We start from the raw sequence: 16,712 nt of genomic DNA, 5'->3' as shown, positions 1-16,712 counted from the left end.
CCAAAAGTATGATGCGAAATAAAACTTTACTTCTATTAACGCTTATCTTATTTAATTTTCAATCAGCTATTTACAGTCAAAAAAGTATTGTAAAGACACTAAATTGGACTCAAAATAACGAAAATCCTGAGACCGCCTCTTTTCGCAACGCACAATTCAGTGGACCATTTGGACTGCCATACTTTACCGGAATGCTAAAAACATCCTCATTTGGAACAGCAAAATTTAATGTACTAAGCTATGAAAGTGAACCAACATCTAAACTCGACATACCTGATCACTTACTATCTAATGCTCCGCAAATAACTTCTCAAACCATACAAGAAAGAAATGGTTTTCAAATTGCGTATGCTTTTCTCCCTTTCATTAAAAAATCCGGTAGGCTGGAAAGAATCACACAAATTGAATTTACTTATCAATTCACACCTCAACCAACTACCAGCATGAGAGGTGGCCCAGAATTTAAGAACAGTTCGGTACTGAAGGATGGCGATATATACAAAGTAGGCATTTCTAAATCTGGTATTTATAAGATCAATAAATCTTTTTTCGATGAAAATGATATTCCCGTTACACAGTTCGACCCCAGGAGGATCCAGATTTTTGGTAATCCGGGAGGAATGAATCCAGAGGCCAATCGGTTGTTCAGAAATGACGACCTGATCGAAAACGCAATTTATATAGAAGGGGAATCGGACGGAAGTTTCGATCAGGGTGATTTTATCCTATTTTATGCTCACGGACCACACGCTTATGAAAATTTTGAATATCGTCACAATATTTACGATGATCAGAATTATTACTTTATCAAATTGGGCTCAGAAGAAGGAAAGCGCGTCAGCTTAAGATCCAATGAAATATCAAGCGAATATCATACTAATTATGATGCATACACCAGATATGAAAAGGATGAATACAACCTGCTTGCTGATTTTCAATCTACCCAAGGTTCTGGAAAAATGTGGTTCAGTGACAAGCTGAGAAGTGGCGGGGAAATTGATTTAAGCGCTTTCTTTACGGATGCCAATATTGATATTTCTGAACCGGTGTCCTTTGAAATTCAGGCGGCAGGGAGATCTAATACAGCTTCCAGACTTTCTTTTTTAGTTGATGGTGTAGCACAAAGCCTTTCATTCAATGGAGTAAGCACTTCAAAAATTGAAACCACTTATGCTGATCTTGAAAAGGAGTCATTTAGTATCAATCTAAATCAGAAAAACCCAAGTGTTAGATTGTCTTATCAGAATGCTGCCGGCGACGCTGAAGCCTGGTTAGATTATATCCTGATGGAGTATAAGTCCAAACTTGTTTATGAAAATGCTCCCATCATATTCAGGAGCCGCGAAGATTTAGCTGGAAGTGTCTATGGATACGAAATTGAAAACATCACAAATGACTTACAAGTTTGGGATGTGACTTTCCCTGAAGGCGTTCGTCGACAAGCATTCGATGGAAATCTGTTTGCTTATAGTTCTACAGGTCACCATGAATTTGTCGTTTTTGATCCAGGAACTGTAAATAGTAAACCAAACTTTATAGGACCAGTAGAGAATCAGAATTTGCATGGAATAAATAATGCAGACCTGATCATACTCTATCATGAAAATTTTAAAGAAGCTGCAGAAAATTTGGCCAGACACAGAGCGGACCACAGTGACTTAAATACAGTAGCTGTTCCAGTTTCTCAGGTGTATAACGAATTCAGCTCAGGGAGAGTAGATGTACCGGGAATCAGAAATTTCGCCAGAATGCTGTACCTAAGAGATCCTGGTTTTAGGTTTTTATCAATCATTGGCGATGGATCTTATGACTATAAACACAGGGATGAATTCAATGACGAGAATTTTGTTCCCGTTTATGAGACTCAAAATTCTCTTCATCCCATCAATGCTTTTCCTACTGACGATTTTTATGCTTTATTAGATGAACACGAAGGAGATAATCTTGTCGGTGGTCTGGATATTGCTGTAGGGCGTATACCGGCAAGAACGGCTCGGGAGGCTAATATTGTGGTGGATAAAATCTTACGATATGAGACCGATCCTGTGACCATGAAAGAATGGAGACTGAGGGTGGGTTTTGCTGCGGATGACGAAGATGGTAACATTCATTTACGCGACTCTGATTTTATAGCTGAGAAAACGCGCAGGAAATACGAATCATTTAATTTTGAGAAAATCTACTTTGATGCTTTTCCACAAGTGTCTACTCCCGGAGGTGAGCGCTATCCTCAAGCAACTGAAGCGCTTTACAATAATCTTTTCAAAGGCATGCTCACCCTTTGCTACTTGGGCCATGGCGGACCAAAGGGTTGGGCACAGGAGCGCGTTTTAAAAAGAGAAGACGTCGCTGGATGGAATAACACCAACAAGTTGCCCTTAATGATTACCGCCACATGCTCATTTACAGGATTTGATAGTCCAGCTGAAACTTCCGCTGGCGAAACCATCCTTTTCGAAGAAAATGGCGGGGCGATCGGTTTAATGTCTACCGTGCGGGCTGTTTTTGTCAATAGAAATAAAGAGCTGACAGAATCTGTGTTTGATACCATTTTTTCCAAGGTCGATGGCGATTATCTGGGAATTGGTGAAATATTGAGAAGGGCTAAAAATTCTAATCACAATGATACGGTCAATGTTAATTCACGTAAATTTCTTTTAATAGGAGATCCTGCCCTGAAACTTGCGATCCCTAAATTTAATATCATAACCTCTTCGATCAATGGTGTAACCATTGATAATGATTATGTGCCTGATACGATCGGTGCTTTACAGAAAATGTCCTTTGAAGGTTATGTGGCAGATGGCAATGGAGATGTTTTAGAGGATTTTAATGGTATTGTGAATGCATCTGTATTTGACAAAGTGATTCAGGCTAAAACCTTGCAAAACAATTCCTCCAGTAGAGAGCAAGAATTCAATTTGCAAAAAACGGTGCTATTTAAGGGTCAGTCGAAGGTTGAAAATGGTCGGTTTGCATTTGAATTTTACCTTCCTTCCGACATCAATTTCAAATATGGCAAGGGGAAAATTAGTCTATACGCGTCCAATGATGAAGTGGATGCCGCCGGATATTTTAATGATTTCTACATCGGAGGTAGCAATGAAGGTGTAGAGGACGACAATCCTCCGCTCGTAGACGTTTTTTTAAATGATGAAGACTTCGTTTTCGGAGGCATTAGTAATTCTGAACCTATCTTACTCATAAAGTTAGAAGACGATTTTGGTATCAATGTAGCAGGCGTTAGTGTCGGGCATGATTTGACTGCTGAATTAGATAATAACAGTAAGGAACTTTACATTCTCAATGATTTTTATGAAGCAGATTTAAATGATTCCAGAAAGGGAACTGTCAGATTTCCATTGAAAGATATTGAACCTGGAAAGCACACTTTAAAAGTAAAAGCCTGGGATCTTTCAAATAACCCCGGAGAAGGCTATACAGAGTTTATCGTAGTTGATGATTTAGGTTCCACTCTGGAGCATGTGTTCAACTATCCTAACCCTTTCAGCACCAGAACTTTATTCCAATTTGAACATAATCTTCCTGGCACGGAATTAGAAATCTTAATTCATATCTACAATATGTCAGGCCAAATTGTTAAAACCATTGAAAATATTCAAATTGATGATGGCTTTAGAATTGATGATATTGAGTGGGATGGCTTGGATGATTATGGTCAGAAAATAGCGAATGGTGTATACCTCTATAAAATAAATGTATATGCTAATCAGTTAGGTATAAAGAAAGAAAGCAATTTCGAAAAACTAGTGATCCTTAAATGATTAAATCGCTTATATTTGCGCCTCTAAATTTTACAACTAATGATTAAAAATCTATATGTACTAACAGTTTTGGCTGTTTTGACTTCATGCTTTGCGGTCAAAGCACAAGTATGGTGGCCTGAGAAAGGTTGCGTAGTAGACTCAGATGGAAATTGTCTGCCTAATACGCTATTAACAGCCGTTCCTTTTCTAAGAATCAACCCGGATGCAAGAAGCGGTGGCATGGGAGACGCTGGTATAGGAATTTCCGCTGATGCCAACTCAATGCATTACAATGCTTCAAAACTTGCATTTGTAGAAAATGATCTCAGTGTTTCTGCAACTTATACACCATGGTTAAGACAATTAGGACTTCAAGATGTGTATCTGGCTTATTTATCTGGTTACAAGAAGATTAATGATCTGCAATCCCTTGGCTTTGCCATTCGATTTTTCTCCTTGGGTGATATTCCTTTCACCGACATTGATGGAAATGGAATCGGAACTGGAAGACCAAGAGAAATGGATATATCCTTTGCCTACGCAAGGAAATTAGGTGAAAATTTTTCAGCTGCATTAACAGCGAAGTATATATATTCAAACCTTGCAGCCGGACAGCAACTTGATCCTACAACAGACATATTCATAGGTAATGCGTTCGCTACTGATCTTTCTTTAACTTACGTAGCACCTATCAATCTGGGTGACTATGGCTCTGATCTGACCATAGGTCTGGCGATATCCAATCTTGGTTCTAAAATTACTTACACCAGAAATATCAATAGAGACTATATTCCTGCTAATTTGGGAATTGGTGCAGCCTGGAAAATAGATGTGGATGACTATAATTCATTTACCATCGCTTTGGATCTAAATAAATTATTGGTACCCACTCCAGTTCCTGCTGAAGACACTGAAAGCTACGATACTGATGGAAATGGTGTACCGGATTATAAAGAAAAGTCGATATTTGAAGCCGCATTGGAGTCATTCAATGATGCCTCAGGTGGAGGTAGTGAAGAGTTCAATGAAATCTATTATTCCGCAGGATTAGAATATTGGTACGATAATCAGTTTGCGGTGCGAGCTGGATATTACTACGAACACCCACTGAAAGGAGACCGACAGTTCTTAACCGTAGGAATAGGTTTGAAATACAATGTCTTTGGAATGAATCTATCCTATTTGGTACCCACAAGCAATAGAAGAGGTCCATTGGATAATACACTTAGATTCGGTTTCAATTATGATTTCGGCGGAGTAGCTGTGAACTAAAAAAAGAATATTAAAAAAGGGCAGTATGATATCAATCATACTGCCCTTTTTTAATTTCATAGAATAAGCCGGATTCTGTGCACATTTCTGTGTTCTATCATTTATCTGGTCACGCCTTAAGCATGATCTAAGCTGTCTACCCCTACCAGAATCCTAAGAAAAATAACGAGTCATTATCTCGGCTGAAGCCGACTGGTATGTACATGACATTTCAACTTGCGAGGTTTGTCTACATTACCTGTTGCCAGATAAGTCGTGAGCTCTTACCTCACGTTTTCACCCTTATCACGACTACGCGTGACGGTATACTTTCTGTGACACTTTCTGTTGGTAAGGCATTTCGGCCTTTCCACCCTCTTATTAGGAGGCGCAATACTCTACGTTGTCCGGACTTTCCTCTGAAAGTTTTCAGCGATAGAATTCTATGAAATAGTAAAGTTAATACTATTGTAACTTATCAATGCAGGAATGTCAGGGAAGGTTCATATTAAATTATATTATAATATATATTATTCTTATTTTTACCTTATAATGAGAAAACGGTTGGTAAGCAACCCATCTCTTAAATAGATATGAGTTGGCATTCAATAAAGCAATATCACGGAATCGTATAGTATTAGCGTTCGCTTATTACGCGCTAATAGTCATTTCCATATTGCTATTTTCAGCCTTTGCCAAATGGATCATTATTTCCTCGGGAATTGATTACGATTTTGAAAATTTACTGGAGCTAAAACCTGGTTCATACGCAAGCTTAACCGGTATAGTCGGATTACTGCTCATACAATTCTATGGCACTTATTTGCTGAGTATCAAAGTAAAATCTCTTGATCTCAACTACTGGGTCCGGTTTTCCTGCCTGTTATCGGCCATTCTTTTGAGTATCCCTATTTATTATCTGATTGACCTACAGATAGGTTACTTTCCCTATTACCTTTCAGTGACTAGTTTTTTATTTCTTGCAGATCTATTTATAGACAAGAGAGAAACAAGCATTATATGGATAATTTTTTGGATGATCACACTATGCAGTCTCGCAGCCATTCTTCTGTTTAATTTTTATCTCAAATATGATCTAAACCATAGGATTGACTTTGCAAAATCATTGATCGAAGAAAAGGATACTACAAATGTAAACCAATTACAGCAATTGAGTCAAAGCCTGGATGATGGTTCTACCCTCGCCATTTTTGATTCGATTCCTAACCCACTTAAAATTCACAAAGTTGAATACAACCAAATACTGGAAATTCCTCTGAGTCAGTATACTAATCTAGACCAAAGAACGAAACCTATATTAAATGCTTATGACCGTTTCGGAAATGCAATGGTTTTCGATCAGTATACTTCGATGGCCTATTACAACGACTTTATAAAAAATAGTATAGCACTCGATACCAATATATTCTTTGATCCGGTAAGCAATATTTATTTGCTAACGAAGTTAAAGGCCGCAAAAAGTCACCCGGGGAGTCCATTTCATATCTTTTTGGAATTTTTACCTGCGGATCAATTCAATGAACCAGAAAAATTACTGACCAACACCTACAAAAAGATCAGCGAGGCACCTGATTATGGTGTTTATATCAATGGTATCTTAAAGAAATCGAATACCTACGCCTTCAAGAATGAAAATCAAAGAGCCAGATCCCTTCAGAAAGGTGAATACTACAACTATAATGAAGGAAACATTGCAAACCTGGTCTATAAGGTAGATGACCACACTTCTATTCATTTGCAGTCTAAATATGCCAGGCTAATCAAACCTATCTCCTTATTCTCATTTTTGTTTATTTTGATGGGAGTCCTTTTAAGCCTGATAGCATTGGCAAATACCAGATGGAATTTTCTTCCTGACGAAATACTACTAAAGCTAAGTAACATTTCATCCCTAAGAAGAAGAATCCAGCTATCTATAGTAATACTTAGCATTTTCTCTTTTGTAGCCATCGGTATTGTCACCATTTTTTATTTTAGATACTTATCAAATGAATACGATGCGGAGTTGATTGAGGAAAAAAATGTGGCGATTACTGCCGATATTTCTGCTCGAATGCAAAATGCAGACAAGGCAAAAAATGCCCTTCGGATTCTGGAATCCAACATCCATGCAATTTCGGAAACGCACCAGGTGGACATCCACCTATTTGACCAGGAGGGAAGGTTAATTAATTCGTCAGCCTCTAAACTCTTTGAATTGGGATTTTCCCAGGTCACACTCAATAAAGCATTAATCAATCTGTTACGAAGTACCAACAATGTTTATCAAGAGGAGGATTTGATTGAACTAGGCGATTTAAAATATAGAAATATATTTATCCCCGTTATCTATAGCAGTCAATCGTCCAGTCAAAATGAAAATCTGGCTTATCTTCAATTGTTGCATACTTCTCAGATTAAGACTCAAAATAATGTCACCGATTTTGTGGGAACACTGTTAAATGTTTATGTCTTCCTCTTTCTATTTGCAGGAGCGATTGCACTTGCCGTCGCTAATTCTATCACCAGGCCCATAACAGTCTTGGGAAATCAAATAAAAAACTTCAAATTAGGTCGTAAGAACAAGCAATTAGAATGGGATACCGAGGATGAATTGGGACAATTGATATCCAATTATAATGAAATGGCTAACCAATTGGACGAATCTGCCATGATGATCGCCAAAACAGAGCGTGAAGGTGCATGGCGTGAAATGGCCAAGCAGGTAGCCCATGAGATTAAAAATCCCTTGACACCTATGAAACTGAGTATTCAGTATATGCAGAGAGCAATAAGGAAAAGCGAGGATCCTGAAAAATTGGTTAATAATGTTAGCAATACCATCATTGAGCAAATTGATAACTTATCCCAAATTGCATCAGAATTTTCTAATTTTGGAACAATGCCTCAGGGAAGCAACGAAAAAATCATTTTAAATGAAATCGTAGAAACCATTCATGATCTTTTCAGGAAAAGAGATGATATGGACATCTACATGACAGAGCCTCTTGATGAAATCTATGTTTTTGCAGACCGAAATCATCTGATAAGAGTCCTCAATAACATTCTCAAAAATGCCATTCAGGCCATTCCCACTGATCGTAGAGGTAGAATAGATCTGAAACTTTATAAGAAATCAGGAATAGCCGTGGTTGAAATTAAAGACAATGGTATCGGCATACCTGATCATATGAAAGACAAGGTTTTCACTCCTAATTTCACAACTAAGAGCAGTGGAACGGGACTGGGACTTGCAATTGCTGCAAATATGATGGAATCATTCAACGGTCACATCAGATTCTCAACCGTTCTAGACCGCGGTACTACCTTTTATATCGAGATTCCTTTAATGCATGTCAAAGACAATTTTGACAACGTCGAAAGAATATCTTTAGAGTTGGGATAGCCCAAAATTAAAACATAATTTTGTCTATCTTGTTAAGAAAGAAAAGATAGATAATGACTTGGTTGTTTTATTTAGGATGTGTTCTAGCTGCTTTTATAGGCATGGAATTTATGGCCTGGTTCACACATAAGTATTTGATGCATGGCCCACTATGGTCCTGGCACGAAGACCATCACAAACCTCATGAAAACGATGGTTTTTTTGAAAAGAATGATCGATTTTTTCTGGTTTTCGCCATTCCAAGTGCTGCATGCTATATGCTTGGATCTTTTTACCCAGAGTTAAGATTTTTATTATACATAGGCATTGGCATTAGCCTCTATGGATTGACATATTTTCTAATCCACGACGTCTACATACATCAAAGATTCAAATGGTTTAGGCAACTTGAAAGTCCTTATTCGAAAGCCATTTTAAGAGCTCATGGCGCGCATCATGCGGTACAAACTAAAGAAGACTGTGAGTCCTTTGGCCTGCTAATTGTAGCTAAGAAGTATTTTAAAAGCCGTTCACAGAGAAGAAAGGCGCAAACTTCTTAATATTTGTATAGAATAGCATTCATTTTTAGCACTTGCCTATGGTTATGGTCACTGCAATCCTGTTATCAGGGTTCGACTATTACTCCTGAAAAAATTGTAAATGCTAAACCGGCTGTACAGCTACAGTATCAAGATTTTACGGAGTTAGAAAATGCGATTGATTCTATTTTCAGTGCTAGCCAATTAGCAAATGATTTTCCGGGCGTAGGCATCTCTATTGTCCTTGGTAATCACATAGTCTACGAGAAGACCTTTGGCTTCAGTAATTTTAAGGATAAAACTTCACTTGATGGACAAAGTATCTTTAGAATTGGATCACTATCTAAAAGCTTTACCTCTACCCTCTTTGCCATTTTGGAGCAGCAGGATAAAGTTTCTTACCATGAGCCGCTGAACCGTTATTTACCAGATCTTCAATTGCAAAATGATTCTTTTGCCTCAGCAATTACTGTGGGACATTTACTTTCACATACAGGAGGTTTTCCCTATCACAGCTATACAAATTTGGTGGAAGATGGCCTACCGATATCCAGAATCATAAAGCAGTTCAATAAAATTGATAATCTAAAGGAACCAGGTAGCATATACAGTTATCAAAATGCTGCGTTTGCAGTAAGTGGCAAATTACTTGAAAGGAAATTTGATGCGTCTATTCAATCTCTCTTCGCAGAAAAGATGTTCACCCCTTTGTGCATGAACAGTACATCTACTGAGTATCGAAACATTGCAAAAGATCCAAATGTAGCTTTACCACATAAAAAGAAGGGCAACGGGTGGTATCCAGTCCGAATCAATCGTAAATACTACAACGCTGTACCTGCAGGAGGAATTAATACCACAACTGAAGACATGTCCAGATTTTTGGGACTGATGCTAGGTAACTTCGATGCCTTACTTGACAAAGAAAATGTAGAGCGTCTTGTTTGTCCTGTTATTGAAACCAAAGTCAGTCATCGTTATTATAAGAAATGGCCAGGATTCGAAGACACCTATTATTCCTATGGTTGGAGGGTTCACCAATTTAGCTCTGAGGATACAGATGAGATTCGCACACTTTATCATCATGGAGGCATGGTGAATGACTATAGAAGTGAAATGGCTTTTAGCTTAAAAGAAGACTTCGCAGTAGCGGTTTTATTTAATGGTCAATCACCTTTAGCAAAAAATATTATACCGATGATTGTGGAAAAAATTCGCAGATATAAAAAAAGTCCTCTTCTAGTTGAAGAGAACTCGTAATTATTATTTAAAAGGGTACTATTTAACCCAAGACCTTTTTCATTGTTTTGCCAATGTCAGCTGGTGAATGTACCACGTGAATACCACATTCTTCCATAATCTTCATTTTAGCTTCAGCGGTATCATCTTTTCCTCCCACAATTGCACCAGCATGTCCCATTGTTCTTCCTTTGGGAGCAGTCTGACCCGCAATAAATCCGACAACTGGTTTCTTGTTTCCCGTTTCCTTGATGTATTGTGACGCTAAGGCTTCATAATTTCCACCTATCTCCCCTATCATTACTATTCCTTCCGTTTCTGGATCATTCATAAAGAGTTCTATGGCTTCTTTCGTGGGAGTTCCTACAATGGGGTCACCGCCTATTCCAATCGCTGTAGAAATTCCTAATCCTGCTTTGACGATCTGGTCTGCAGCTTCATAGGTCAACGTTCCTGATTTAGAAACAACACCTACCTTACCCTTTTTAAAGACGAAACCAGGCATAATTCCAACCTTAGCTTCACCAGGAGTGATGACACCCGGACAATTTGGTCCAATAAGCGTACAATCGTAATCCTTAATAAAATCCCTCACTTTAACCATGTCCTGGACCGGAATACCTTCTGTAATACAAATGATTACTTTGATTCCTGCAGCTGCAGCCTCCATCACAGCGTCTGCCGCAAAAGCTGGTGGGACAAAAATGATCGATGTATCAGCTCCTAATTCACTTACAGCTTCAGCAACGGTGTTCATAACCGGTTTTCCTAAATGTTCCTGACCTCCCTTACCCGGAGTGACCCCACCTACCACATTGGTGCCATAATCAATCATTTGCTCAGCATGGAAGGATCCTTCCTTACCGGTAAAGCCCTGTACAATTATCTTTGAATCTTTGTTGACTAAAACGCTCATTTTTTATTTTTTTCAATGATAAAGACATCCTCATCATCTTTATGTAAATAGTATTTTTCTCTTCCGTACTTTTCTTGATTTAACAATAAATCCGTTTTTTCCTTCTTTGCTATTTCAATGTTTTCTAGTAACTGCTGATATTCTATCTCTAGTTTAACAGTTGAGGCTTTCAGTTTTCTTTGAGCAAAAAAATTGTACTTGTCAAAAAACAATAGCCATACTATAAAAAAAAACAAAGTCAAAAAGTACTTATTTAACCATTTACTTTTCATTATGAACGATTTACGTATAAAGGTAAATGATTATTTGTTTATAATTTGATTTTTAAGGGTTAAAATTGCCTTCTCTTTAGAAAACAATGGCATCCTTTTACTATAAGAATGACTTTTGTGTAGTAATCTACTACTACAGAATGAGTGTTTTGCCAGGATAGACTGCAGAGTCACCCAATTCTTCCTCTATACGTAGTAATTGATTGTATTTAGCTATTCTATCCGAACGCGAAGCTGAACCTGTCTTTATTTGTCCTGTATTTAATGCTACAGCCAGATCAGCTATAGTAGTGTCTTCTGTCTCTCCTGATCGGTGGCTCATAACACTTGTAAAGGAATTTCTGGTGGCCATATTAACCGCATCGATCGTTTCAGACAATGTACCTATTTGATTGACTTTAATCAATATAGAATTTGCTGCTGAAATTTCAATTCCCTTGCTCAGTCTTTCTGTATTGGTTACAAAAAGATCGTCTCCTACCAATTGCACTTTTTCACCAATGGTTTTATTCAAGTTTACCCAACCATCCCAGTCGTCTTCATCAAGTCCATCCTCAATAGAAAAGATTGGATAATTATCTACCCACCCTTTCCAATAATCCACCATTTCGCTTGTAGTCAATTTGTCACCCGTTGACTTATGAAAGTGATATACTTTCTCCTCCGCATTGTAAAACTCAGACGAAGCAGCATCCATACAGATAACAATATCTTCCCCAGGTCTGAAACCTGCCACTTCTATCGCCTTTAATACGATTTCAATGGCTTCTTTGTTGGATTTAATATTAGGTGCGAATCCACCTTCATCACCCACATTGGTGGAATAGCCTTTGTCTTTAAGAACATTCTTTAGATGATGAAATACTTCCACTCCCATTCGAAGTCCTTCTGAAAATAGATCAGCTCCGATGGGCATGATCATAAATTCCTGAAAATCGATACTGTTGTCAGCATGCGATCCCCCGTTTAGAATATTCATCATGGGTACAGGTAAAACATGAGCATTCACTCCTCCGATATATCGATAAAGCGACTGACCACAAACTTTTGCGGCAGCTTTGGCAGCAGCCATCGAAACTCCAAGGATAGCATTGGCACCTAATTTCGATTTATTTGGCGTTCCATCCAATTCCAACATCAAATCATCGATATATATCTGATCAGTCACATCCACTCCGATCAATTGATCCAAAATCTTATTGTCAATATTACTTACAGCATTAAGCACACCTTTCCCAAGATACCTATCCTTATCTCCATCACGCAACTCCACTGCTTCATATTTACCAGTTGAAGCACCGGAGGGCACTGCCGCTCTTCCGATATTTCCACACTCAGTTAACACTTCAACTTCCACAGTTGGATTACCACGCGAATCTAATATTTCTCTTGACCTAATGTCTATGATGTTGCTCATCTAAAAATTTTTTTATTTCGTTTATAACATTCCTACGAATTCATCAAACAAATATCTTGAGTCGTGGGGACCAGGAGCAGCTTCAGGATGATATTGTACAGAGAACGCTTTTTTACCTTTCACTCTCAATCCCTCAACTGTTTCATCGTTCAAGTTCTTATGTGTAATAATGATATCGTAAGATCTTTTTTCTAATTCTTTAGCGTCTACCCCAAAACCATGATTCTGGCTGGTAATTTCGCATTTATTGGTGGAAAGATTAATGACAGGGTGGTTAATTCCCCTGTGTCCATGATGCATCTTATAAGTTGATATATCCATAGCCAAAGCCAGAATTTGATGTCCCAAACAAATCCCGAAGACAGGCTTGTCTTCCTCTAAAATTCTCTTAACGGTTTTAATAGCGTAGTCCATGGAAGCGGGATCGCCAGGACCGTTTGAAAGAAAGAAACCATCTGGATTGAATTGCATTAATTCATCATATTCGGTTCTTGCATTGAAAACTTTCAAATAACATCCCCTCTCTGTGAAACAATCTAAAATGTTCTGCTTAGTTCCGAAATCCAATACTGCAATACGCTTGTCAGCGTCTGCTGCCCCTTTAACATATGGTTCTTTGGTACTGACCTTAGTGGCCAATTCAAGTCCATCCATTGAAGGTACCTTTTCAAGCCTTGATTTCAATTCTTCCAGATCCAGCAATTCAGAAGAGATGATCGCGTTCATGGCGCCTTTATTTCTGATATGCCGTACAATAGCTCTGGTATCAATATCAGAAATACTGACTATAGATTCGCTCTCAAAATAATTTTGCAGGTCTGAATCTGCCATTTGCCGACTATAGTCATTCGTGAAATTTTTACAAACCAACCCGGAAATCTGCACTTTTTCAGATTCAGTATCTGCCTCCAATGTTCCATAATTACCAATATGTGCATTGGTTGCGACAAGGATCTGTCCAAAATAAGATGGATCAGTAAAAATCTCCTGGTAACCTGTCATTCCTGTATTAAAACATATTTCTCCAGTAGTCGTGCCTTTTTTTCCACAAGCCCGACCTTCGAAAAATGTTCCATCTTCTAGTAGTAGAATTGCTTTTTCGTAAGAGGTATCAACCATGATTGTAAAATATCGTTTAAGCGAATTGCAAATATAAAAAAAGGTGGTAATGAGCTACATTTACCACCTTTATATTTTCATTAAAATTAAATATCATTATTCTTCTTCGTTCTTTCCTTTGACGGCCGCTGCATTTTTATTTCCTCCACCTCTTCTTCTTCGTCTTCTACCGCTAGAGCCTTGCTTACCTTCATTAGAGTAAACATCATTGTAGTCTACAAATTCAATCAATGCTGTTTCAGCTGCATCACCTTTTCTGAACCCTGTCTTGATAATTCTCAAATATCCTCCTGGTCTAGCAGCTACTTTCTCGGCTATAGGACCAAATAACTCTTCGATCGAACTCTTATCTTGTAGATACCCGAAAACAGTTCTTCTACTATGCGTAGTATTCTTCTTGGCTTTCGTAATCAACGGTTCCAAAAAGACTCTCAAAGCTTTTGCCTTTGCAAGCGTTGTGTTGATCCGCTTATGCTTCACAAGAGCATTTGACATGTTTTTCATAAGGGCTACTCTGTGTCCCTTCTTTCGACTTAGGTGATTAAATTTTTTACCGTGTCTCATATTGAATTAATCTTCGTATCACTTTTCGAATTCCACTATATTGGCCTGGGAATGTACTCGATCGGTTAATACTATTAACAATTAGGCGAATCGCCTGCCAATAACAATTATAGTCACTAGAAGTGCCAGACGTTTGCTAGTCTTCTTCCAGTTTATATTTAGATAAATCCATTCCAAAGGTCAAACCTTTGTTCTGAAGTAATTCTTCTATTTCAACTAACGACTTCTTACCGAAGTTTCTGAACTTCAGCAACTCGTGTGTATCGTATCTAACCAACTCACCAAGTGAATTAATTTTTGCTGCTTTCAAGCAGTTGTAAGCTCTTACTGAAAGGTCTAAATCTTCTAATGAAGTTTTGAGTAGCTTTCTCATATGTAAGATGTGCTCATCCACGATATCGTCTTCTCTGGTTGAAGCATCATCGAAAGTAATATTCTCATCAGTGATCAACATTAGGTGTTGAATCAGTATTCTAGAAGCTTCTTTGATTGCTTCTTCAGGATGAATGGTGCCATCAGTTTGAACGTCAATGGTCAATAACTCATAATCTGTTCTTTGACCCACCCTCGTATTAGACACCTTATAAGCTACTTTCTTAATAGGAGTATAAATAGAATCAATCGGAATAACTCCTATTGGCGCATCTTTAGGTAAGTTCTCATCAGCTGGAATATATCCTCTTCCTTTTGTGATGGTCAACTCCACCTCAAGATTAACAAAAGGCTCCATGTGGCAAATCACCAAATCAGGATTCATTACCTTGAAAACATTTGTCTGCTCCTCAATGTCACCGGCAAGAAATTGTTCTTTACCACTAACAGTAAGGTATATTTTCTCTTCTTTTAGATCTTCATCTTCTACAGATTGTCTAATTCTAACCTGCTTAAGATTTAATATGATATTTACAACGTCTTCTACAACACCTTTTATGGTAGAAAACTCGTGGTCCACTCCCGCAATTCTTATAGCTGAAATCGCAAATCCTTCTAAAGAAGATAATAAAACCCTTCTAAGTGAATTTCCGATGGTTTGACCAAAACCAGGCTCTAATGGTCTGAATTCAAATGTTCCTTGAAAATCGTCTGCTTTCTGTAGAACGATTTTGTCTGGTTTTTGAAAGTTCAAGATGCTCATGCGACCAAATTAATTTTTATTAAATAAATACGATTAAATAGCAATGCCGGATCATTTCTAATCCGGCTTGTATCTTACTTAGAATACAATTCGACAATCAACTGTTCGTTGATTCTTTCCGGAATTTGCTCTCTTTCCGGATTATCAATGTATCTGCCTTCTCCCCTTTCAGGATTCCACTCTAACCAAGGGAAGTTTTTAACATTAGACCTCTTAGCTGAAGAATCTAAAATCACTTGAAGATTCTTCGACTTTCCTCTAACACTTACGATGTCACCAGGTCTCAGATGAGCAGAAGGAATATTGGTTAAAACACCATTAACTAAAATGTGTTTATGCGTAACCAACTGTCTGGCAGCATTTCTAGTCGGAGCAAGTCCAAGTCTGTAAACTACATTATCTAATCTTGCTTCTAACAACTGAAGCAATACTTCACCTGTTACTCCTCCTTTACTTACAGCAGTTTCGAAGAGATTACGAAACTGTCTTTCAAGCACGCCATAAGTATATTTTGCCTTTTGCTTTTCCATTAACTGTAAAGCATAATCAGACTTTTGTCTTCTTCTTTTGGAGTTCCCGTGCATTCCTGGAGAATACTTCTTCTTGTCGAATGAACGATCCGGGCCGTAGATTGCCTCTCCAAAAGCTCTTGCTTTTTTAGTTGTTGGTCCTGTATATCTAGCCATTGATTATTATTATGATAATGTTATACTCTTCTTTTCTTAGGAGGACGACAACCGTTGTGTGGAATAGGAGTGATATCTTTGATCTTCGTCACCTTTATCCCTGCACCATCGATTGCTCTGATTGCAGATTCTCTACCTGAGCCAGGTCCTTTCACAAATACTTCAGCAGATCTCATACCTGCATCATTGGCTACAGAAGCCGCATCTGTCGCAGCGATCTGTGCCGCATAAGGTGTATTTTTCTTAGACCCTCTGAAACCTGCTTTACCAGCAGAAGACCAAGAAATTACCTGACCCTGGTTGTTACAAATAGAAATGATGATATTGTTGAAACTTGCTTGAATATACACCAAGCCCGTTGAATCAACTCTGACATTTCTTTTCTTAGCTTTTTTTGTCTTTGCCATATTATCCTATAGAAG

The 16,712-nt window shown here is 38.0% G+C and carries 13 protein-coding genes and 1 other RNA gene; 5 read left to right on the top strand and 9 right to left on the bottom strand.

Annotation, left to right across the window (positions count from 1 at the left end; all coding sequences use genetic code 11):
- Positions 1-8 precede the first annotated feature (8 nt).
- On the top strand, positions 9-3,785 hold the full coding sequence (gene porU / locus L2567_RS05925) for a type IX secretion system sortase PorU (RefSeq protein WP_235296828.1): 3,777 nt from the start codon (positions 9-11) through the stop codon (positions 3,783-3,785).
- A 39-nt stretch (positions 3,786-3,824) separates the two neighbouring features.
- Positions 3,825-5,039: a type IX secretion system outer membrane channel protein PorV gene (gene porV, locus L2567_RS05920; RefSeq protein WP_235296827.1), complete on the top strand. Its 1,215-nt coding sequence runs from the start codon at positions 3,825-3,827 to the stop codon at positions 5,037-5,039.
- Positions 5,040-5,088: 49 nt separating this feature from the next.
- Here porV and rnpB read toward each other — a convergent pair.
- Positions 5,089-5,470: RNase P RNA component class A (rnpB, locus tag L2567_RS05915), an RNA gene on the bottom strand.
- Between the two features lie 146 nt (positions 5,471-5,616).
- Between rnpB and L2567_RS05910 the strand changes: the two genes are divergently transcribed.
- Genes L2567_RS05910 through L2567_RS05900 form a run of 3 tightly spaced genes read left to right on the top strand, consistent with a single transcriptional unit; the run spans position 5,617 to position 10,202 of the window.
- Positions 5,617-8,424: a sensor histidine kinase gene (locus L2567_RS05910; RefSeq protein ID WP_235296826.1), complete on the top strand. Its 2,808-nt coding sequence runs from the start codon at positions 5,617-5,619 to the stop codon at positions 8,422-8,424.
- Positions 8,425-8,477: 53 nt separating this feature from the next.
- The gene (locus tag L2567_RS05905) at positions 8,478-8,963 is read left to right on the top strand and encodes a sterol desaturase family protein (RefSeq protein WP_235296825.1); all 486 of its coding nucleotides are present in this window, start codon (positions 8,478-8,480) and stop codon (positions 8,961-8,963) included.
- A 3-nt stretch (positions 8,964-8,966) separates the two neighbouring features.
- Positions 8,967-10,202, top strand: a complete 1,236-nt coding sequence (locus tag L2567_RS05900) for a serine hydrolase domain-containing protein (RefSeq protein ID WP_235296824.1) — start codon at positions 8,967-8,969, stop codon at positions 10,200-10,202.
- 22 nt (positions 10,203-10,224) lie between these two features.
- Here L2567_RS05900 and sucD read toward each other — a convergent pair whose 3' ends face one another.
- From sucD to rpsK, 8 genes are all read right to left on the bottom strand, one after another.
- Positions 10,225-11,097, bottom strand: coding sequence for a succinate--CoA ligase subunit alpha (gene sucD, locus L2567_RS05895; protein ID WP_235296823.1), 873 nt, complete (start codon positions 11,095-11,097; stop codon positions 10,225-10,227).
- Positions 11,094-11,369, bottom strand: a complete 276-nt coding sequence (locus L2567_RS05890) for an FtsB family cell division protein (protein WP_235296822.1) — start codon at positions 11,367-11,369, stop codon at positions 11,094-11,096. Before L2567_RS05890 ends, sucD begins: the two co-directional genes overlap by 4 nt.
- Before the next feature lie 133 nt (positions 11,370-11,502).
- Positions 11,503-12,786: a phosphopyruvate hydratase gene (gene eno / locus L2567_RS05885; RefSeq protein WP_235296821.1), complete on the bottom strand. Its 1,284-nt coding sequence runs from the start codon at positions 12,784-12,786 to the stop codon at positions 11,503-11,505.
- A gap of 21 nt (positions 12,787-12,807) precedes the next feature.
- Positions 12,808-13,905, bottom strand: coding sequence for a glutamine-hydrolyzing carbamoyl-phosphate synthase small subunit (gene carA / locus L2567_RS05880; RefSeq protein ID WP_235296820.1), 1,098 nt, complete (start codon positions 13,903-13,905; stop codon positions 12,808-12,810).
- 96 nt (positions 13,906-14,001) lie between these two features.
- Positions 14,002-14,469 (bottom strand): 50S ribosomal protein L17, encoded by a 468-nt coding sequence (gene rplQ, locus L2567_RS05875; protein WP_235296819.1) that lies wholly within the window; start codon positions 14,467-14,469, stop codon positions 14,002-14,004.
- Between the two features lie 136 nt (positions 14,470-14,605).
- Entirely contained in the window at positions 14,606-15,604 is a 999-nt protein-coding gene (locus tag L2567_RS05870; RefSeq protein WP_235296818.1) for a DNA-directed RNA polymerase subunit alpha, read from the bottom strand.
- 74 nt (positions 15,605-15,678) lie between these two features.
- Positions 15,679-16,290, bottom strand: coding sequence for a 30S ribosomal protein S4 (gene rpsD, locus L2567_RS05865; protein ID WP_235296817.1), 612 nt, complete (start codon positions 16,288-16,290; stop codon positions 15,679-15,681).
- 20 nt (positions 16,291-16,310) lie between these two features.
- A complete protein-coding gene (gene rpsK / locus L2567_RS05860) occupies positions 16,311-16,697 on the bottom strand; it encodes a 30S ribosomal protein S11 (protein ID WP_235296816.1) in 387 nt (128 codons plus the stop codon).
- Positions 16,698-16,712 lie beyond the last annotated feature (15 nt).

The sequence above is a fragment of the Portibacter marinus genome, assembly GCF_021533195.1.
GTDB classification, from domain to species: Bacteria; Bacteroidota; Bacteroidia; order Chitinophagales; family Saprospiraceae; genus Portibacter; species Portibacter marinus.
Note: the sequence above shows the minus strand (reverse complement) of the source record. Positions and strands in the feature narration are given on the sequence as shown.